The organism is Candidatus Palauibacter sp., from assembly GCF_965222475.1.
In the GTDB taxonomy this organism is placed as follows: domain Bacteria; phylum Gemmatimonadota; class Gemmatimonadetes; order Palauibacterales; family Palauibacteraceae; genus Palauibacter.
Genome location: NZ_CBDCUB010000008.1, coordinates 115,285 through 133,806 on the forward strand (window position 1 = coordinate 115,285; position 18,522 = coordinate 133,806).

Annotated in this window: 15 protein-coding genes; 9 read left to right on the forward strand and 6 right to left on the reverse strand. The window is 68.4% G+C overall.

Annotation, left to right across the window (positions count from 1 at the left end; translation table 11 throughout):
* Positions 1-169: 169 nt before the first annotated feature.
* The 3 genes from ACOQPP_RS15935 to ACOQPP_RS15945 all read right to left on the reverse strand — a co-directional run bounded on the left by ACOQPP_RS15935 (position 170) and on the right by ACOQPP_RS15945 (position 2,820).
* Positions 170-376, reverse strand: a complete 207-nt coding sequence (locus tag ACOQPP_RS15935) for a hypothetical protein (RefSeq protein ID WP_420637383.1) — start codon at positions 374-376, stop codon at positions 170-172.
* Between the two features lie 366 nt (positions 377-742).
* Positions 743-2,107, reverse strand: coding sequence for a serine hydrolase domain-containing protein (locus ACOQPP_RS15940; protein WP_420636911.1), 1,365 nt, complete (start codon positions 2,105-2,107; stop codon positions 743-745).
* Positions 2,108-2,211: 104 nt separating this feature from the next.
* Entirely contained in the window at positions 2,212-2,820 is a 609-nt protein-coding gene (locus ACOQPP_RS15945) for an HD domain-containing protein (protein WP_420636912.1), read from the reverse strand.
* Positions 2,821-3,004: 184 nt separating this feature from the next.
* Between ACOQPP_RS15945 and ACOQPP_RS15950 the strand changes: the two genes are divergently transcribed.
* The 9 genes from ACOQPP_RS15950 to pbpC all read left to right on the forward strand — a co-directional run bounded on the left by ACOQPP_RS15950 (position 3,005) and on the right by pbpC (position 17,208).
* On the forward strand, positions 3,005-4,120 hold the full coding sequence (locus tag ACOQPP_RS15950; RefSeq protein ID WP_420636913.1) for a TauD/TfdA family dioxygenase: 1,116 nt from the start codon (positions 3,005-3,007) through the stop codon (positions 4,118-4,120).
* A 21-nt stretch (positions 4,121-4,141) separates the two neighbouring features.
* The gene (locus tag ACOQPP_RS15955; protein WP_420636914.1) at positions 4,142-5,011 is read left to right on the forward strand and encodes a methylenetetrahydrofolate reductase; all 870 of its coding nucleotides are present in this window, start codon (positions 4,142-4,144) and stop codon (positions 5,009-5,011) included.
* 152 nt (positions 5,012-5,163) lie between these two features.
* On the forward strand, positions 5,164-5,880 hold the full coding sequence (locus ACOQPP_RS15960) for a class I SAM-dependent methyltransferase (RefSeq protein ID WP_420637384.1): 717 nt from the start codon (positions 5,164-5,166) through the stop codon (positions 5,878-5,880).
* Positions 5,870-6,331: a hypothetical protein gene (locus ACOQPP_RS15965; RefSeq protein WP_420636915.1), complete on the forward strand. Its 462-nt coding sequence runs from the start codon at positions 5,870-5,872 to the stop codon at positions 6,329-6,331. The genes ACOQPP_RS15960 and ACOQPP_RS15965 overlap by 11 nt, the downstream gene beginning before the upstream one ends.
* Positions 6,313-6,756, forward strand: coding sequence for a CPBP family intramembrane glutamic endopeptidase (locus tag ACOQPP_RS15970; RefSeq protein WP_420636916.1), 444 nt, complete (start codon positions 6,313-6,315; stop codon positions 6,754-6,756). Before ACOQPP_RS15965 ends, ACOQPP_RS15970 begins: the two co-directional genes overlap by 19 nt.
* A 140-nt stretch (positions 6,757-6,896) precedes the next feature.
* Positions 6,897-8,147, forward strand: coding sequence for an ATP-binding protein (locus ACOQPP_RS15975; RefSeq protein ID WP_420636917.1), 1,251 nt, complete (start codon positions 6,897-6,899; stop codon positions 8,145-8,147).
* 38 nt (positions 8,148-8,185) lie between these two features.
* Entirely contained in the window at positions 8,186-9,127 is a 942-nt protein-coding gene (locus ACOQPP_RS15980) for an aldo/keto reductase (protein ID WP_419167700.1), read from the forward strand.
* Between the two features lie 21 nt (positions 9,128-9,148).
* Positions 9,149-14,776 (forward strand): alpha-2-macroglobulin family protein, encoded by a 5,628-nt coding sequence (locus ACOQPP_RS15985; protein ID WP_420636918.1) that lies wholly within the window; start codon positions 9,149-9,151, stop codon positions 14,774-14,776.
* Complete coding sequence (gene pbpC, locus ACOQPP_RS15990; protein ID WP_420636919.1) at positions 14,773-17,208, forward strand: penicillin-binding protein 1C; 2,436 nt, start codon at positions 14,773-14,775, stop codon at positions 17,206-17,208. Before ACOQPP_RS15985 ends, pbpC begins: the two co-directional genes overlap by 4 nt.
* A 10-nt stretch (positions 17,209-17,218) precedes the next feature.
* Here the strand turns inward: pbpC and ACOQPP_RS15995 are convergent, their stop codons facing one another.
* Genes ACOQPP_RS15995 through ACOQPP_RS16005 form a run of 3 tightly spaced genes read right to left on the reverse strand, consistent with a single transcriptional unit; the run spans position 17,219 to position 18,508 of the window.
* Positions 17,219-17,479, reverse strand: coding sequence for a hypothetical protein (locus tag ACOQPP_RS15995; RefSeq protein ID WP_419167697.1), 261 nt, complete (start codon positions 17,477-17,479; stop codon positions 17,219-17,221).
* On the reverse strand, positions 17,433-18,251 hold the full coding sequence (locus ACOQPP_RS16000; RefSeq protein ID WP_420636920.1) for a hypothetical protein: 819 nt from the start codon (positions 18,249-18,251) through the stop codon (positions 17,433-17,435). The genes ACOQPP_RS15995 and ACOQPP_RS16000 overlap by 47 nt, the downstream gene beginning before the upstream one ends.
* On the reverse strand, positions 18,242-18,508 hold the full coding sequence (locus ACOQPP_RS16005; RefSeq protein ID WP_420636921.1) for a hypothetical protein: 267 nt from the start codon (positions 18,506-18,508) through the stop codon (positions 18,242-18,244). Before ACOQPP_RS16005 ends, ACOQPP_RS16000 begins: the two co-directional genes overlap by 10 nt.
* Positions 18,509-18,522: the final 14 nt, after the last annotated feature.

Sequence of the window (18,522 nt, forward strand, 5' to 3'; positions counted from 1 at the left end):
ATGGCCTACCCCCGCCCGCGCGCGTCCCCTCCTCCGGCGCGCATCCCCAAACGGCGGCGACCGCGGCGGCCGCCGAGCCGCTCCCCAGGAACCGCCTCCGCGACCAGCCGCGCATGGATGTCATCTCTTTCACTGCCTCCTCTGGGGCGAATCGCCGTTCGCCTGAGCATCAATAGATGCCGGGGATGATCCGGTATTTGACCCGGGCTTGATACTCCGCCCACTTCTCGGGGCCGTATTTTTCGGCGCAGAACTCATCGTCCAGGCGTTGGCGTGAAATGAACAGGCCGACGATGAAGACGAAGTAGGTCCAGGCCCACAGGTTGGCGAAGTAGAATACGAGGGCGATGGAGAAGGAGAAGAAGCCCTCGCCCAGATAGTTGAAGTGGCGGGCGAAGCGCGATGCCCCACCCGACGAGGAACAGGGCGGGCGCGCCGATGAGCCAGACTTCCCTCCATGGCGTCGCGAAGCCGGGGTCCGGGTACGCGGCCATGCCCCACAACGGCAGGATGTAGAGCCACCCGTACACCATGATGCCGCCCCGGATCATCTCGAAGCCGAGCCGTTCATGGATCACGTCGCAGGTGTAGAGCTGGACGCGCTCGAAGATGAAGTAGTCGAAGACGTAGAAGGTGAGGAACCCGGCGAAGAACGCGGCGCAGATCGCCAGCGGGGTGAGGAAACCCGCAAGCGCTTCGGTCCCGGACAGCTCGAACAGGTGGCTGATGCCAAGCCATTCAATCATGGTCGAATCCCCTGCTCCTGAGTCCGCGCAAACCGCAGGTTCTTGACCCTACCCGCGTCGACCATCATCGCCTCGTACCGGCCATCGACGCGTCCGGAGAAGCGGAAGATCCGCCCGCCCTCGATCGCGAGCAGCCCGTCCGACTCGACCGCGAGCGTGACAGGGTCCCGCCGACCGACGTGAAGTGTGAGCCCCGCCGCGTCTTCCTCCATGATCCGGTACGTGGCGTCCAACTCGGGGCTGTAGAAGGATCCGGCGTAACGCGCGCGATTCGGGATGTCGTGGTCGGGCGGAGCCTCGGGAGCGTCCTCGTCCGCCGTCTCCTCCGCCTCCCCCTCCGCGATGTCCTCGGGAGGGTGCATCGCGTCTTCCAGGTAGATCTCGGCCGTGGTCGCGATGAGGGACATGGGATCGATCCGCGACCGGTTGCACAGGGCCACGAACGAGTAGCCGGCGTCGGGATAGCGAGACATTCCCGTTCGGTAGCCGACCCACGAGCCGCTGTGCCCGACCGTGGCCAGCCCCCGGTGCTCGCCGTGGGAGAGACCGAAGGCGTAGGGAATCGTGTCGCCGGAGGTGAGTACGCCCCGCTCGTGCATGAGCGCCACCCATTCGGGTCCGCCGACCGTGCCCTCGGTAAGGTTGCGGTCCCACGCGGCCCACTCCTCCACCGAGGTGTAGATCGCGCCGTCTCCGACCACGTCGAGCGTCGTCATGTTGATCCTGAAACCATCATCGGTCGGCGAATAGCCCGTCGCCCGGTTGGGGACGACCTCATTGTGGTCATCGTGGAAGTGCGTGTGCGGCATGCCCAGGGGGTCGAAGAACTCGGCCCTCGCGAACTCCCGCAGGCTCTGTCCCGAAACCCTGGCTACGATCTCGCCGAGCAGCACGTAACCGGAGTTGCTGTACAGGTACTCGGAGCCCGGAGGAAAGTTGAGTTCGCGCTGCCGGGTGATCGCGTCGAGGATGTCCTGGTTGGTGATGAAGTCCTCGCTCCGGTTCCCCGCCAGGGAGAAGAGCACGATGTAGTCGCGCACGCCGGAGGTGTGGTGGATCAGGTGTCTGACGGTGGGAGGGTCGGGGTAGTCGGGAAATTCGGGGATGTAGCGCTGCACGGGAGCGTCCAGTTCCACCTCTCCCCGGAGGGCGAGCAGGGCGATCGCGCCGGCCGTGAACTGTTTGGAGACCGACGCGATGCGGTAGATGGTCGCGGGCCCGTTCGGGACGCCGTACTCGAGGTTGGCGGATCCGTAGCCGGTGGCGTGGTTCAGGCGACCGTCCCGGATCACGCCCACGGAGCAGCCGGGCCCGTCGTCGCCGGCGTAGTCGGCGAAGACGGCGTCGACCCGGGCAGCCATCCCGCCGTCGCCCTCGGGGGCGCACCCTGTGAGCGCGCCGACCAGGACCGCGGCGACTGCGGCCGCGCCGATCAGATGAAGGTCGACGCTCCGCGGGTGCGTGGTCAGGACCGCCTCCTCGGTGCGAGGCTGAACGGTTCGCGTGCGAACACCCGGCGCACCATCGGCTCGAAGAACTCCAGCGGCAGCGAATCGTAGTCGGGATCGAATGCGCACTGGTCCCAGCGGTGACAGAAGTCCACGGCGTCCTGATACCAGGGATGGTCGCGGTACTTGTCGCGCGCGTTGCGGTCGCCGCCCACGTGGTGGGCGTAGTAGACGTGCTGGAAGAGGCCGTGGTGCCGGACGATCCAGTGTGTTCGCTCGGTCACGTAGGGGCGCAGCAGCAGCGCGGCCAGCTCGCCGTGGCTGTGCGGGGCCAACAGGTCGTCGATGTCGTGCAGGAGCGCCGCCACCACCATCTCCTCTTCCGCCCCGTCCCGATGGGCGCGGGTCGCGCTCTGCAGAGAATGCTCCAGCCGGTCGACCCGGTAGCCGGAGAGCGAACCGGACAGCTCGCGGAGGTGCGCCAGTACCCGGTCGGCGGTGCCGGCGGCGAACTCCTCCTCGAGGTGCGCGAGCAGCTCGTAGTCCTCGCGGGTGCCGTCCGCCATGCGGGTGAAGCTCACCACAGGGCCGCCCGGCCTTGTGTCCGGCGTCGCCATACGGGTCATGCTCGTCACTCTCCCATTGAAGTCTCCTCGCCACGCAGCGTGGACAGAAACGGAGGGCACTGTCAACGGCGGGACGCCTGACCGCGCCCGCCCGGGCTCGGTGCTTGACACGCACGGGATGAGCGCGCTTGATGCTCGGTAGCGCACGCTTCAGGCCGGTCACAACGGATTGAGGGGATCGACCATGCATCACTCGATCAGCAGCGTCGCCCGGAATGCCGATGCCCTGTCCGCCGTCTGGAGCGGCGGCGAACGGACCGATCTTCCCTACCTCTGGCTGCGCGACAATTGCGGCTGCAGCGAGTGCTGCGTCGAGCAGACCACGGAGAAGCGGTTCCACCTCTTCCGGGTCCCCAGCGACCTGAAACCGTCGACGGTCGACATCGAGGGCGCCGGATCCGAGGATGAGGCGCTCTCCATCGCCTGGCCGGACGGACACCGCACCCGCTACCGGTCGAGCGAGATCCACGGCCTCCTGATCCCGCCTCGTCCCGACCTGCAGTACTGGGACGGGCGGTTCCAGCCTCGGAGGTTCGACTACGGGCGGTTTCAGGCGAGCGACCGCGCGGCGGCCGAGATGATCGAGGAGTTTCTGCGGACGGGGGTCTGCGTGCTGGTCGACGCCCCCACCGAACCGGATTCGCTGGAGCAGCTCGCGACCCGTCTGGGCCCGGTCCGCGAGGTGCTGTTCGAGCGCATCCACAACGTCATGCTCGATCCGAGGGGATACAACATCGCGCACACGGGTCTGGCCGTCGCACCGCATAACGACTTCACCAGCTACACCTGGCCGCCGAGCGTGCAGGCGCTGCACATGCTGGTGAACGAGTGCGAGGGCGGCGAATCCACCGTCGTGGACGGCTTCGCCCTGCTCATGCATCTACGCAGCGATCACCCCCACAAGTTCGACGTGCTGTGCGAGGTGCCGGTACCGTCCCGCATCTTCAGCGAGGAATACGAGTGCTACGCGGCCAACCCCATGGTCGCGCTGGACAGCGACGGCGAGGTCCGGATGATGCGCTTCAACACCGCGCAGATGCAGGCCATTCCCCTGTCGGAGCCTCGGCTGGGCGAGTTCTACGCCGCCTATCACGAGCTGTCCAGGCGTGTCAACGACCCCGGCGCCCAGGTATCCTTCCGGTTGGAGGGCGGGCAGATCCTGCTGTGCGCCGGGCACCGGGTGCTGCACGGTCGCACCGCGCTGCGCTCGACCGGGAACCGCCACCTGCAGGACGCCTACTTCGAGCACGACAACGTGCGCAACCACCCCAGGATGCTGCGCCGCACGGGCCGGATCTGAAGGCCGGCCGCGTCCGGCCGAATGCCGCCTCCTTCAGAGACCCGGACCCGGGCCGCGCTCCGCGACCTGGCCCTCGGTGCATCCGTGGAGGTTCTGGCGCGCAAGGTGCCGCCCCCGGAAGTCCTCGCCGGCCACCTCCCGCGTGGTGCCGCCGTCTACGTGCCGTTCCCGCCGAAGGGCCGGTGGCCGGACACGATTGCCGCCTGCGAACGGGTGCTGGCAGCGGGCATGAAGCCGGTGCCGCACCTGTCGGCGCGCTCGGTGCGGAGCCCGGACGAGCTCGGCGACTGGCTGTCCGCGCTGGTGGAGACAGGGGTGGAGTCCCTGATGCTGGTGGCCGGAGACCGCACCGCGCCCGTCGGCCCGTATCCCGATACGCCGGCCCTGCTTGACTCCGGGCTGCTCGCCGAGCGCGGTCTGCGGCGGCTTGGCGTCACGGCGTATCCGGAGGGCCATCCCCTCGTCGGCCCGGCCGACCTGGATGAAGCACTTCGGCGCAAGACGGAATACGCCCGGTCGACGGGCTCGGAGCTCTGGGTGGTGACGCAGTTCGTGTTCTCGCCCGCCCCCGCTCTCGCCTGGCTGGCGCGGACGAGGGAGGCCGGCTGCACGCTGCCGGTTCGCATCGGGGTGCCGGGGCCCGTCGCGCTACGCACGCTGATCGGATACGCGGTCCGCTGCGGCGTCGGGGCGTCCGCACGTGCGTTGAAACGCAAGCCCGGCGTCGCACGGTTGGCGGGCAGATGGTCGCCGACCCCCATTGCGCTGGCGCTGGCCTCGCACCTGGCCGACCGCGAGAAGGCGCCTGCCGTCGACATTCACCTCTTCACCTTCGGCGGTCTGGCGGACGCCGCCGGATGGCTGTCCCGTTCGTGCACCGGGCGTCGCTGAACAGATGCCATTCGTGCCGTTGTATCGATGCCGTGCGGACTTCGCTCAACGGGACAGCTTCGATGTTCCGACCGAGCGAAAAACTGTGATGTAAGATTTGTCAGGTTGTTGAAGCTCCGATACAGAAGGAGATCAAGGCCCCCTTGGAGGAGATGAGCCAATCTCTGGTCTCGGCACGCTGGGACGCGGAGTACCGCAAGGGGAGATACGCCGGAGAGCCTCCCCTGCCTTTCGTAGACAAAATCCTCGCCACGATACGTGCCAGTTCGCTGGCCGAGCGCAGGGGGCTCTATATCGGGTGCGGAAACGGCCGGAACTATCTTCCGCTCGTGCGATCGGGACTTCATCTCTACGGACTGGATCTGTCTGCCGAAGCGCTTCGGCAGTTGGCTGCTCGGGAGCCAGCACTGTCTACGCGCCTGATCTGCGCCGACTTCCGGACGTTCGTCAGCCGATGCCGCTTCAGCTACGCCATCGCGATTCAGGTGTTTCAGCACGGCGTTGCCGCCGATGTCGCCAGGTACTTCGCGGGAGTCGGGTCCCTCCTGTCTCCCGGTGGCCTCTTCTTCCTCCGGGCCAACGCCGCATCGACTCAGGTACGTCGACCGCATACGGTCATTGAGCAGAATGATTTTGGCGGGTTCACGATCCGTTATGAAGCCGGTCCCAAGCAGGGTCTTCCCGTCCACTTTTTTGCGCGCGACGAACTGCACGCCTTGGCACGCGATGACTTTGCTTTCGTAGCGCAGCCCCACGAGGACGTGACCGTGCGCACGCCACCCGAGACAGGTCACTGGGTCCAGTGGGAAGCGATATGCGAGCGCCTTGACGGTCAATCCGCATGGAGAGGACGGCGAAATGGGTCCTGAACGCTCTCACGATGCGGGAGATGCGCCCGACAACCCCTTTCGGAGGCTGCGTAGCCGAACGCTGATTCCGTGGGTGATCGTCGGCGGCATGGGCTTCGGCCTGGTCCTTGCCTTCGCAGGCTCGCCGTCGGCGATGGATCCTCTGGACTCCCCGATCGCGGCTCTCATCTCCGGTCTTGCCCTCTATGGCCTCCCCTGGGCGTGGATCGTGTGGGCGTGCCGCAGGGCCGACGTCGATCTGGGCCGGCTCATCGGACGTGTCCCGGCGGGATACAACTGGCTTCCCGCGGTGGGACTCCTTGCGACCACAGTCATGTTCTCGTTCGGTTGGTCGTTTGTGACCGGCTACGGCCTGTCGCAGCTCGCGCCGGAGTTCGTTGAGTCGCTGCTGACGTCGGAGGACGCGGTCGGGATTCGATCACCGTCAGCGTCGTGTGGCCGATCCTCCTGATCACGATCATCCCGGTAACGGAAGAGGTTCTCTTCAGGGGGGTCCTCCTCAGCCGCTGGGGAGTGAAGTGGGGAATCGGGACCGGCATCGTCCTGACCGCGGTGATATTCGGGGCCATGAACCGGTTCGACGCGGTGGAAGCAACGGTGCTTGGCGTCGTCGCCGCGCTGCTGTATCTGCAGTCTCGTACGCTGATTGTCCCGATCGGCTTCCACGCCGCCAACAACCTGGTTGGCAAGGTGGTTGGAGACGCTCTCGCGTGGGAAGAAGCGTTGGCTCCCGCCGCCAAGCTCGAGGAGATCGAGGCGATGGCGCTCCCGGGTGTGGCCATGCTGGCCGTGACGCTCCCCGTGCTCGTCTGGTATGTCCGGCGCAACTGGCCCTCCCGCGACGCCGAGATCCCCTACACGCGGAATGCCGGATGACTGCCGTTTCTGCCGTTATGGTTCTGCCTTTTCTGCCGCTGTGCAATTGCCGTTTATGCCGTTGAGGCTTTTCGCAGGCTTTCCCAGCCGCTAGGATCCCCCTACGGAAACCGTCGAAGTCTCGCCACTCAGGTGGGTGCATGACCTATCGCCCCAGAGTCGTCGACAGCGAACTGGCCGAGCGCCTGAAGGCCACGGGAGCGGCGGTCATCGAAGGCCCGCGCGCGTGCGGGAAGACCACCACGGCGCGGCAAATCGCCGCCAGTGAGGCACGGCTGGACGTTGACGATGTGGCTCGGCGCCTGGCCAGGCTCGAGCCCGCCCGCGTCCTGATGGGCGACGTGCCGCGGTTGATCGACGAATGGCAACTGGAGCCGGCTGTCTGGAACCACGTGCGGAGGGCGGTCGATGATCGCGGCCTTCCGGGTCAGTTCATCCTCACCGGATCCGCCGTTCCGGCCGACGACGCGACCCGCCACACCGGGGCCGGACGTCTGACCCGGCTTCGCATGCGCCCGTTCTCGCTCTTCGAACTGGGTCGCTCCTCGGGCGAAGTTTCGCTTGCGGGCCTCTTGGACGGAGCGCGTGCCGCGGCGGGCAGGTCGGTGATCCCGCTTGGGGATCTGGCGGAACTGATTTGCATCGGTGGCTGGCCCCTGAACCTCCAAAGCACCACCCAAACGGCGCTCCGAGCGAACAGGGATCACCTGGACGAGATCCGTCGTCTGGACATCGCCAACGGCGACGGCAGGAGGAGGGACCCTGTGAGGGTGGGCATGCTCCTCCGGTCCCTGGCCCGGAACGTCGCGACGCCAGCCGCGACCGCGACCCTCGCCTCCGACACCGGCGAAGGCGTGTCCGCCATCAAGGAGCACACGGCAGCCGAATACCTGAGGGCGCTTGAACGGATCATGGTCGTCGAGAACCAGCCTGCGTGGCCCACTCACCTGCGCTCCAGGTCGGTGCTGAGGAGCAAGCCGATCCGGCACCTCGCGGATCCCTCGCTCGCGGTGGCCGCCGTCCGAGCGACACCTGCGCGGCTGCTCCGTGACCTCGATTTCCTGGGATTTCTCTTCGAGTCGATGGTCGTGCGGGACCTGCGCGTCTACGCCCAAGCGGTGGACGCCGAGGTGTTTCACTACCGCGAGAAGGCCGGCCTCGAGGTGGACGCGATCGTTCAGTGCAACGACGGTCGCTGGGCCGCCTTCGAGGTCAAGCTCGGCGAGGGAAGGGCAGCTGAAGGCGCCGACAACCTCCTCCGGCTGGCACGGAAGGTGGATCCGGAACGTATGGGCGAGCCGACGTCGCTGGGCGTGATCGTGAGCAGCGGGTATGGTTACACGCGGGAGGATGGGGTGAGCGTCATCCCGGTAGGGGCGCTGGGGCCCTGACCCATAGCGCCACCGAGCGATTTGCGAGGACGGTCTCCATGGCGATCCCGAATGACACGACCCGCCGCGACTTCCTGATTGGTCTGGCGGGTGCCGGAGCGCTGCTGGCCACCCGGGCCCCGGCGCTCGGGCGCACGCTGTCGGCCCAGGAGACGCTCCCAACGCGGCCGATCCCGGGAACCGAGGAGACGCTGCCCATCGTCGGCTTCGGCTCCTCGAAGCCGGTGCTCGAGATCCCGACCGAAGGAACCGAGCCTGTGGCCGGCGTGATCCGCATGCTCCTCGAGTACGGGGGCCGGGTCGTCGACACCTCGCCGCGCACGCCGGAGATCGACGAGGAGTTCGGCCAGGTCCTCGCGGCACCGGAGTTCAGCGGCCGCCTCTTCGTCGCGACGAAGATCAACACGGACGGGGAAGCGTCGGGCATTGAACAGATGCGGCAGAACCAGGAACTCGTCGTCGGCAGCCGCACCCTGGACCTGCTCCAGGTCGAGAGCATGCGCGATCTGGACGTACACTGGCCCAACGTGCTCCGGTGGAAGGACTCGGGAGAGGCGCGCTACATCGGCGTCACCACCTCCAGCATTGGCCAGCACGAGGCGTTCGAAGCGTTCATGAGGGCGGAGCCCCTCGACTTCGTGCAGATCAACTACTCGGCGATGGAGCCGAACGCGGAGGAGCGCCTCCTGCCGCTCGCCCAGGACCTCGGGCTGGCCGTCCTCATCAACCGTCCGTTCATGAACGGCAGCTACTTCGGGCGTGTAAGCGGACGCGAGTTGCCCGAATGGGCAGCCGAGTTCGACTGCACGAGCTGGGCGCAGTTCTCCCTCAAGTACATCCTCGCGCACCCCGCCGTGACGTGCGCCCTCACCGAGACGACGAATCCGGACCACATGGCGGAGAACATCGGGGCCGCCTTCGGACGCCTCCCGGACGAGGCGACGAAGCGCCGCATGCGCGAGCTGGTTCAAGACTACTAAGGGGTACCGGAGGAAACGGTCATGGTCCTTCTCTCGTCTTGCCGCGCCTTTCCGGCCCCGGCAGCCCACGGCAGAATCTCCCGCCGCGGTCGAACCGCTCACGGTCCCCATCCGGCACTTCGCCGCCGCCTCCTGCCCTGCCTGGCCACTACCCTCGCCGCCCTCACTCTCGCAGGCTGCGGCGCGTCCGACGCCCCTCCAGACGACCCCCGCTGGGGATCGCTGATCAGCGAGCGCACCTACGGCGTCATTTCGAAGCGAGACAGGATCACGATCGTCTTCACCCGGGATGTGGCGGGCGAGTACTCGATCGGCCGTCCCACGACCGGCGTGCTCGCCCTCGAACCGGCTGTGGAGGGCGTGGCCACCTTCGTCAGCACCCGCGAGCTCGTCTTCGCACCCGCCGCGGACCTGCCTTCGGGACAGGAGTTTCGCGTCACACTCGTCCGGGAGGGTCTGCTGGGCCTGCCCGAAGACCTGGGCGACTACCAGTTCGACTTCAGCGTCATGCAGCAACGCGTGGAACTGGTTGTGGACGGGTTGGACGCGGAGTCCGGCGAGGAGGACGATCTCGTTCTGACCGGATCGTTGGTGACCGCGGACTTCACGGATTCGGAGGCCGTGGAGGGCGTTCTCAGCGCCGAGCAGGACGGGGCCGATCTGGAGATTCGGTGGCAACACGGCCCTGAAGGGCTCAATCATCGCTTCGCCGTTCAAGGCGTGACCCGCGGCGGGCGCGACGACGAGGTCCGGCTGCGCTGGAACGGACGGGGCATCGCGATCTACGAGCGGGGCAGTCAGGACATTCCGATCCCGGCGCAGGACGTGTTCCGGATGATCACCGTGCGCGCCGAGTCGGACGACCGACAGTACGCGCTGGTCCGGTTTTCCGACCCGCTCGACCCGAACCAGAACCTCAACGGCCTGGTGAGCCTGGGCGAGGAGAGCATCACTCTGGAGGTGCAGGGCAACGCACTCCGGATCATACCCGGCGAGCGCGTCATCGGACCGGTGGCGGTCGTGCTCGAGGAGGGCCTGCGCAGCGCGGACGGCAAGCGGCTCGAGGAGCGCAGCGAGACCGAGGTGACCTTTGTCGACGTGAAGCCCGGCGTGCGCTTTGCCGGGCGCGGCGTGGTGCTCCCGCGGGCGGACCGGCTGACCGTCCCCATCGAGGCGGCCAACGTGCACTCGGTGCAGGTCACGGCCTTTCGGGTGTACGAGACCAACATCGGGCAGTTCCTGCAGGCCAACGACCTGTCCGGCGGCCTCGAACTCCGGCGCACCGGACGCACCCTGTGGCGGCGCACGGTCGAACTGCCGGAAGAGCCGGGCGGGGGCTGGACGCGGTACACCCTGGATGTGAGCGACCTCGCCCGCGCCTACTCGGGAAACCTGGTCCGTCTGACCCTGTCGCTCAACCGCGGCAACTCCACCTTCGCGTGCAGTGAGGCACAGGATCGGATCCCCGTGCTCGAGGAACCGTGGCCCGCCGACCTGGAGGCCGCGGGGAGCTCGCCCGGCAGTTGGGACGCCATCGAAGCCTCCTACCAGGGCTCCGTCGACTGGAGAGACCGGAACGACCCCTGCGTCGATGCCTACTTCCGCTGGTCCTCGCGGGCGAGCGGCTCGCGGAACTTCCTCGCCTCGAACATCGGCATGACGGCAAAGCGGGACGCCCGGGGCGGCACCCTGGTCGCCACCACCGACCTGCGCACCTCCGAACCGATGCGCGGCGTGGCGGTGACGTTCATGAACTACCAGAACCAGCCGTTCGAGACCGTGGTGACGGGCCCCGGGGGACTGGCCCGCACCACGCTTCCCGCGGAGCCGCACCACGCGGTGGCCACGCGGGGCGGAGAGAGGGGCTACCTGAAGATGAGCCCCGGCACGGCGCTCCCGACCAGCCACTTCGACGTGGGCGGCGAAGTCGTGGCCGAGGGGCTCAAGGGGGCGATCTACGGCGAGCGCGGAGTGTGGCGTCCCGGCGACGACATCCACCTCACCTTCGTGCTCGACGACGCCGACAACCCCCTGCCGGCAGGGCACCCCGCCACCCTGCGACTCCTCAATCCGTTGGGCCAGGTGGTTCACACGGTCACCAACGCCGACCCGGTCGGCGACTTCTACGCCTTCGCGCTCGGGACGGCCGCCGACGCGCCCACCGGGAACTGGAACGCGGCCGTCGAGGTCGGAGGGGCTCGCTTCTCGACCCCGCTCAAGATCGAGACCGTGATGCCCAACCGCCTGAAGGTGGAACTCGGCCTGGGTGAAGGCGAGTTCCTTCAGGGCGGCGTGCGCCACGAAGCCACCCTGTCGGGGCAATGGCTGAGCGGTGCCGTGGCGCGCAACCTCAACACCGATGTGCAGGTGACGTTCCGGCCCGTCCCCACCGCCTTCACCCGGTTCTCGGACTACGTCTTCGACGACCCCGCGCGCGACTACTCCGACGAGCCGCTCACGGTCTTCGAAGGCACGCTGGACGACGAGGGCCATGCCGCCTTCGCCACGGAACTGGCACCCGGCGGCCATTCCCCCGGCATGCTCTCGGCAACCTTCACCACCCGAGTCTTCGAGCCGGGCGGGGCCTTCAGCACCAACCGGCGCAGCCTGCGCTTCTCCCCCTACGACCGCTACGTCGGTGTCCGGCTGCCTCCCGGCGACGCGCGGCGAGGCATGCTCCTCACCGACACGGTGCACACGGTGCAGGTCGCGACGCTTTCGCCCGGCGGCGAGTCGATGCCGGCCGATTCGGTCGATCTCGCCCTCTACAAGATCGACTGGCGATGGTGGTGGGACCGGTCTGCGGAATCGCTGGCCCGCTACAGCGAGTCGGAGCATAGTTCGGTGGTGGCCCGGGGGCGCGTCGCCACGACGGACGGGCGCGGGAGCTGGGACTTCAGCGTCAACTACCCGGACTGGGGCCGGTATCTGCTGCGGGCGTGCGACGCGGAAGCCGGGCACTGCACCGGCAGGACCGTGTACATCGACTGGCCCGGCTGGGCCGGCCGGCCCCGGGAGCAGTCGGGCGCCGGGGCGAGTGTGCTCACGCTGCTGGCCGACACGACGAGCTACCAGGTGGGCGACGTAGCCGAGATTCAGCTGCCGGAGGCGAACACCGGCCGGGCGCTCGTCACCTTGGAAACGGGTACGAGGATTCTCGACCAGCGCTGGGTGGAGATGGGCGGCGGGCGCACGCGCTTCGAGGTGCCGATCACCGCGGAGATGAGCCCGAACGTCTACGTGGGCGTCAGCCTGATCCAGCCGCACTCGGACCGCGCCAACGACCGGCCGATCCGTCTCTACGGCGTGATCCCGCTCGAGGTGGAGGATCCGGCGACGGTGCTGCGGCCGCAGGTCGCGGTTCCCGAAGAGTGGCGTCCCGACACGACCGTCACCGTGCGGGTGTCCGAGGTGGCGGACCGGCCCATGACCTACACGCTGGCCGTCGTGGACGAAGGGCTTCTTGGCCTCACCAACTTCGAGACGCCCGATCTGCACGACCACTTCTTCAGCAAGGAAGCGCTCGGGGTCTCCACCTGGGACATCTTCGACGAAGTAGCCGGTGCCTACGGCGCGGAGCTGGAGCGGTTGCTCGCCCTGGGCGGGGACGACGCGGTGGAGCTGCAGGAGCGGGAGCGCAGCCGGTTCCCGCCGGTGGTACGGTTCCTGGGGCCGTTCACCCTGCGGCCCGGGCAGAGCGGGACGCACTCGATCGACATCCCGGAGTACATCGGGCAGGTGCGCGTGATGGTCGTGGCGGGCCACGAAGGCGCCTACGGTTCGGCCTCGGAGTCGGTCTTCGTGCGGCAGCCGCTGTCGCTCCTGGCCACCGTGCCCCGCGTCGTGGGTCCGGGTGAGGAGATCGCTGTTCCGGTGTCGCTCTTCGCAATGGAGGACGGCATCGAACGCGCCACCGTGACCGTGGACGTCGGCGAGGCATTCCAGGTGGTGGGGAGCGCCAGCGAAACGGTCACCTTCGACGGCGCCGAGGAGCAGTTGGCCCGGCTACGGATCCGCGCGGGCGACCGGCCCGGCGTGGGCGTCCTGCGCTTCGCCGCGGTGGCCGGAGAGCACCGCGCGCGCTCGGAGATCGCCCTGCCGATCCGCATGACGAATCCCACCACGGCCACCCAGCTGAGGGCCCGGATCGTGCCCGGCGAGGAGTGGAGTGCCGAGGTGGACCCGCACGGAATACCGGGGACCAACTCGGCGACGCTGGAGGTGACGCCGCTCCCGCCGCTCAACCTCGAGGCGCGCCTCGGATACCTCGTGCGCTACCCGCACGGGTGCCTGGAGCAGATCGTCTCGGCGGTCTTCGCGCAGATGTACCTGCCGCTGCTGGTGAACCTCGACGCCGACGACCGGGCGCGGGTGGAGGAGAACGTGAGGGCCGGGATCGACCGCCTGCGGGGGTTCCAGGTGTCGTCCGGCGGGTTTTCGTACTGGCCGGGTACGTATTCGGCCGCGAACGCCCGCAACGCATGGGTGACGAACTACGCGGGCCACTTCATGATCGAGGCGGAGCGGTTGGGTTACTACGTCGATCCGGAGGTGATCTCGAGCTGGAAGGCCCACCAGCGCCGCCGCGCGCGCGCGTGGAGAAGCCGCGGTGACACGCCGGCGATGGCCCAGGCATACCGCCTGTACACGCTCGCGCTGGCCGGCGACTACGAGGTCGGGGCCATGAACCGGCTGCGTCAGACGGACGATCTGGCGGCCGCGGCCCGATGGCACCTCGCCGCGGCCTACGGACTCGCCGGGGTGGGGCCAGGCATCCGCCTGCTTCGCGACGACGACCGGGTCGCGGAGTACGCGGCGCCCGGCTGGAGCATGGGATCTCCGCTGCGCGACCGCGGCATTCATCTCGAAGCCCTGGTGACGCTGGACCGCGAGGTCCAGGCGACCCGGGTCGCCGAGGAGATCTCGGCCGCGCTCTATTCGGACGACTGGCACGGGACCCATTCGCTGGCCTATGCCTTGCTCGCAATGGCCCGCTTCTACGGGTTGGGCGAGCCGACCGGGGCGTTCACCTTCGAGCGCCGGGTGGGGAACGACGTGCAGGAGGCCGCGTCTTCGTCACCGGTGTATGCGGAGGATCTCGCGGAGATCGCAGAACAAGGGGGGCGTGTGGAGGTGCGAAATACCTCGGATGCGCCGCTCTTCGTGAGTCTGGTGACGCGGGGATCGCCCGCGGCGGGAGACGAGTCGGCGGCTTCGTCCGGACTGGCGGTCGAGGTGATCTACGCGGCCCCCGATGGCGGACCGGTCGATGTTCGCCAGCTTCTGCAGGGGACCGACCTGCAGGCCAGGGTCACGGTCCGGAACGAGTCGGGACGGGACCTCCGGGATCTGGCGCTGGAGTACCGCGCGCCTTCGGGGTGGGAGATTCACAACGCGAGGATGGATGAGGGCGAAGGGCCGGGGGACGACCGGATCGACTACCAGGACGTGCGCGACGACCGGGTCCTCACCTACTTCTCGCTCGGCGACGGAGAGCGGTTCACCCTCTCAATGCGATTCAACGCCGCCTATCTGGGCGACTACTACCTGCCGACGGTCTCGGTCGAGGCCATGTACGACGCCTCGGTGTACGCGCGCATCAAGGGGATGAGAGTGCGCGTGGTCGATGGCGAGGGGAACGAGCAGTGAGGCTGCGGCGGGTGGGGCCGAGGCGAGCGGTTGCGTGGGCCTGTGTGGCCGCGGGCCTCGTCGTGGCGGCGGGCTTCGCCACGCGGCTTCCCGCCCCACTCTTCGACGACCCGGTGTCGTCCGTCCTGGAGGCGCGTGACGGGTCGTTGCTGGGCGCGCGGATCGCGTCGGACGGGCAGTGGCGCTTTCCCGGGCGCGACTCGGTTCCCGGGAAGTTCCAGGCCGCCGTGCTCGCCGCCGAGGACAAGCGCTTCCGCCGGCACCCCGGGGTCGACCCGCTCGCGCTGGCCAGGGCGGCGTGGGCCAACCTGCGGGCGGGCAAGGTGGTGAGCGGCGGCAGCACGATCACGATGCAGGTGATCCGCATGTCGCGTGGCTCCCGTCCCCGCACCTATCGGGAGAAGTTCGTCGAGGCAGCGCTGGCGCTCCGGCTCGAACTCGGCACCGACAAGGACGAGGTGCTCGGACTCTATGCCGCCCACGCGCCCTTCGGCGGGAACGTGGTCGGGCTGGAGGCTGCGGCGTGGCGCTACTTCGGCAGAGGGCCCGCCGATCTGTCCTGGGCCGAGGTCGCGATGCTGGCGATCCTCCCCAACAACCCGGGTGCGGTGCATCCGGGGCGAAGCCGCGCGGAGCTGCTGGAGAAGCGGAACCGGCTCCTGCGACGCTTGCAGGGAGCCGGGATGATCGACGACGAGGAGCTGGAGCTGGCCCTGCTGGAACCGCTGCCGGACGCGCCCCATCCGTTGCCACAGATAGCGCCACATCTGCTGCAGACGCTGGCGGCGGGGGACGGAGGGGCGGGGCGAAGGTACGCGAGCACACTGGACGTCGCGCTGCAGCGGCTGGTGGGAGACGTCGCGTCGCGGCAGTCGCGCTCGCTGGCCTCGATGGGCATCCGCCACCTGGCCGCTCTCGTGGTCGACAATCGCACCTTCGAGGTGGTCGCGTACGTGGGCAACAGCCGGTGGGCGGTGGGTGAGGGCACCGGCCACGCGATCGACCTGATCCGGCGTCCGCGCAGCACCGGGAGCATCCTGAAGCCGCTGCTCTTCGCGCGGATGCTGGACGCGGGAGAGATCCTGCCCGAGACGCTCGTGCCGGACATTCCGTCCCGGTTCGCGGGATACCGGCCCGAGAACTACGACCGGGAGTTCCGGGGAGCGGTCCCCGCCCGGACGGCACTGGCGCGTTCGCTCAACGTACCCGCCGTGTGGATGTTGCGGCACCACGGGGTGGACCGGTTCTACGACTTTCTGCGCGGGATGGGGATGACCACACTGCATCGTCCGCCCGGCGACTACGGGCTGACGCTCGTGCTTGGCGGCGCCGAGGGGACGCTGTGGGACATCACGGCGATGTATGCGAATGTGGCGCGGATCGGGGGTGGCGCGGGGTCGCCGGCCCCCGGACACGCCGCGGGCGGGTTCGCGCGTGGGCAAGGGGCGGGGGGACTCGCGCCCGGTCTCTACCGCCCACGCATCCTCGCGGACGCGCCACACGCGAGCGCTGGCCGGCCCCCGCTGAGCGTGGGGGCCGCGTGGCTGACTCTGGAGGCCCTGGTCGACGTGGCCCGGCCCGGGGCGGAATCTCAATGGCGTGTGTTCGGGAGCGGGCGAAGGGTGGGGTGGAAGACGGGAACCAGCTACGGTCACCGGGACGCCTGGGCCATCGGGGTTACGGCACGGTACACGGTGGGGGTGTGGGCGGGGAATGCGAGCGGGGAGGGGCGGCCGGAATTGACCGGGATCGGAGCCGCCGCGCCGGTGCTCTTCGACATCGTGAACCGCCTGGAGGGGGAAGCGTGGTTCCCCAGGCCGGAAGCGCACCTGAAGGACGTGAAGGTGTGCCGGTCCGATGGGTATCGCGCCGCGGGGGGCTGCGAAACCAGCGTGGCCCGGGCCCCGAGGGACAGCCACTTCGAGCGCCCGAGTCCGCACCACCGGACGGTGCATCTGGATCCGTCCAGTGGGCTGCGCGTTCACGGCAGGTGCGAGTCCGTGCAGGCGATGTCACACGAGACCTGGTTCGTACTGCCCCCCGGGCAGGAGTCGTTCTACCGGCGGTGGAATGCCGGATATCGTCCCATGCCGGCCTATCGGGCGGACTGTGCAGGGACCTCGGCCGAGGCGGCGGCGCGCAGTCCGGTCGATTTCCTGTACCCGGATGACGGGACCCGCATCTACATCCCGGTCGAGCTGGGGGGACGGAAGGGGCGGGCGGTCTTCGCGGCGGCGCACCGGGACCCGGACGCCACCCTGCACTGGCACCTGGACGACCGTTATGTGGGATCGACGAGCGTCTTCCACGAGCAGGCGCTGGACGTTGCCGATGGGTGGCATGTCGTGACGGTGGTGGACGAGATGGGGAACCGGGCGCGCCGGGGGTTCGAGGTGCTGGCGAGGGCGGAGGGAGCGGGCCAACCCCGGTGAGGCTGTTCGTTCACGGGGCGATGACGATCTCTCCGCCGGAGAGCACCCGTTCGTCGTTGAGCATCTCGCCGGTGAACTCGGTGCAGGCCGGGTTCAGACCGAAGGCGAACCGGGCCAGGTTGTAGACCCACGCGTCGTCCTGTCGGGCCAGTAGCTCGGCAAGGAGATCGGCCTGCTCTCCACCCTCGATTTCGGTGACGAAGCCCTCGGCGATCCGGAACGTCCTACTCCGGCCGCTCGATCTCCAACCCGGCCGGACGAGGCAGCACACCGCCGGAGCGCGCGAAGTGTTTGACCAGGCCCTGTTCATCCAGTGGCGTATCCGGCAAGGGCGCTACGAAGCGGTCCTGGCCGGGAGAGTAGTACAGACATCCCACCTCGTCGGTGGGTCGTGAGCGCACGAAGTCCTCCGCTTCGGACAACGCGGTCAGCCAGATCGACTTCGCTCCGGCAAGATCGAAGGGTTCCGTGAGGTGCAGCCGCGCGATGTCTTCGTGCCGATGGCGTCCGCGCCGCTTCAGCTGCGCGAGGAGCGAGAAGGGAGTAAACCCCGGATCCTTCGCGACGGCCGCCCAGACCAGGGCGCCAAGGACAAGGATCCGCTCGTGCGCATGGAGGATATCGACGAAGTCGCGGGGCTCGTCCCGGCCCGCCAGCGCAAGGGTCTTGTTGAGGGCCAGGTCCACGTCGTGAAGCACCAGAAAGCCTTCGGGAGTCCGGACCGTGGGCAGGAAGCGCCACGCCGAGTCGTGGGCCCAGTCGATCTGCGTCTGCCGCCCCTCGCGTCCGACCAACGCGCGGACGTACCCGGGCTGGCTCATGAGCACCCGCAGGGAGTAGCCGGCCTCGATCAGCGCCGCACGGTCTTCATCGAACGCAGCGCCCACCTCTTCCAGCGCATCGTGGAAAAAGTCGAGGTCACGGCTGATTCGAACCGATCGTTCGTGAGTGTGTAACGCAGCCCCGCCAGCCAGGTAACCGTCAGTCGTGCGCGCCGCGGCGAGGACGGAGAGCACCTCGCGCTGAAAGCCCGTCAGGGGCACAGCCGGCTCGCGGCCTGCCAGGCCGCCAGGTTCCCGTTACTCCTGAGGGTCTCGGCCACCCAATCCACATCGTTCAAGCCGATCTCAAGATCCGGGCGGTACGACCAGAAGCAGGTGGCGTAGAACTCGCGGAAGGCTCGTCTTGCCTCGCGGACGCGCACCATCGCCCGCGCCGTCTCCGGATCGAGGCGCCGCCGGCTCTTCCGTCCTCCCCGCCGTCCGATTTCGGCAAGGTACTGCCGCATCTTTTCGTCCATCGAATAATCATAAG

Coding starts and splice junctions, on each gene's coding strand:
- ACOQPP_RS15940 (WP_420636911.1), bottom strand. CDS start 2,107: ATGGCTGCCCGGGTCGACGCCGTCTTCGCCGACTACGCCGGCGACGAC.
- ACOQPP_RS15945 (WP_420636912.1), bottom strand. CDS start 2,820: ATGACCCGTATGGCGACGCCGGACACAAGGCCGGGCGGCCCTGTGGTG.
- ACOQPP_RS15950 (WP_420636913.1), top strand. CDS start 3,005: ATGCATCACTCGATCAGCAGCGTCGCCCGGAATGCCGATGCCCTGTCC.
- ACOQPP_RS15955 (WP_420636914.1), top strand. CDS start 4,142: ATGCCGCCTCCTTCAGAGACCCGGACCCGGGCCGCGCTCCGCGACCTG.
- ACOQPP_RS15960 (WP_420637384.1), top strand. CDS start 5,164: ATGAGCCAATCTCTGGTCTCGGCACGCTGGGACGCGGAGTACCGCAAG.
- ACOQPP_RS15965 (WP_420636915.1), top strand. CDS start 5,870: ATGGGTCCTGAACGCTCTCACGATGCGGGAGATGCGCCCGACAACCCC.
- ACOQPP_RS15975 (WP_420636917.1), top strand. CDS start 6,897: ATGACCTATCGCCCCAGAGTCGTCGACAGCGAACTGGCCGAGCGCCTG.
- ACOQPP_RS15980 (WP_419167700.1), top strand. CDS start 8,186: ATGGCGATCCCGAATGACACGACCCGCCGCGACTTCCTGATTGGTCTG.
- ACOQPP_RS15985 (WP_420636918.1), top strand. CDS start 9,149: ATGGTCCTTCTCTCGTCTTGCCGCGCCTTTCCGGCCCCGGCAGCCCAC.
- ACOQPP_RS16005 (WP_420636921.1), bottom strand. CDS start 18,508: ATGGACGAAAAGATGCGGCAGTACCTTGCCGAAATCGGACGGCGGGGA.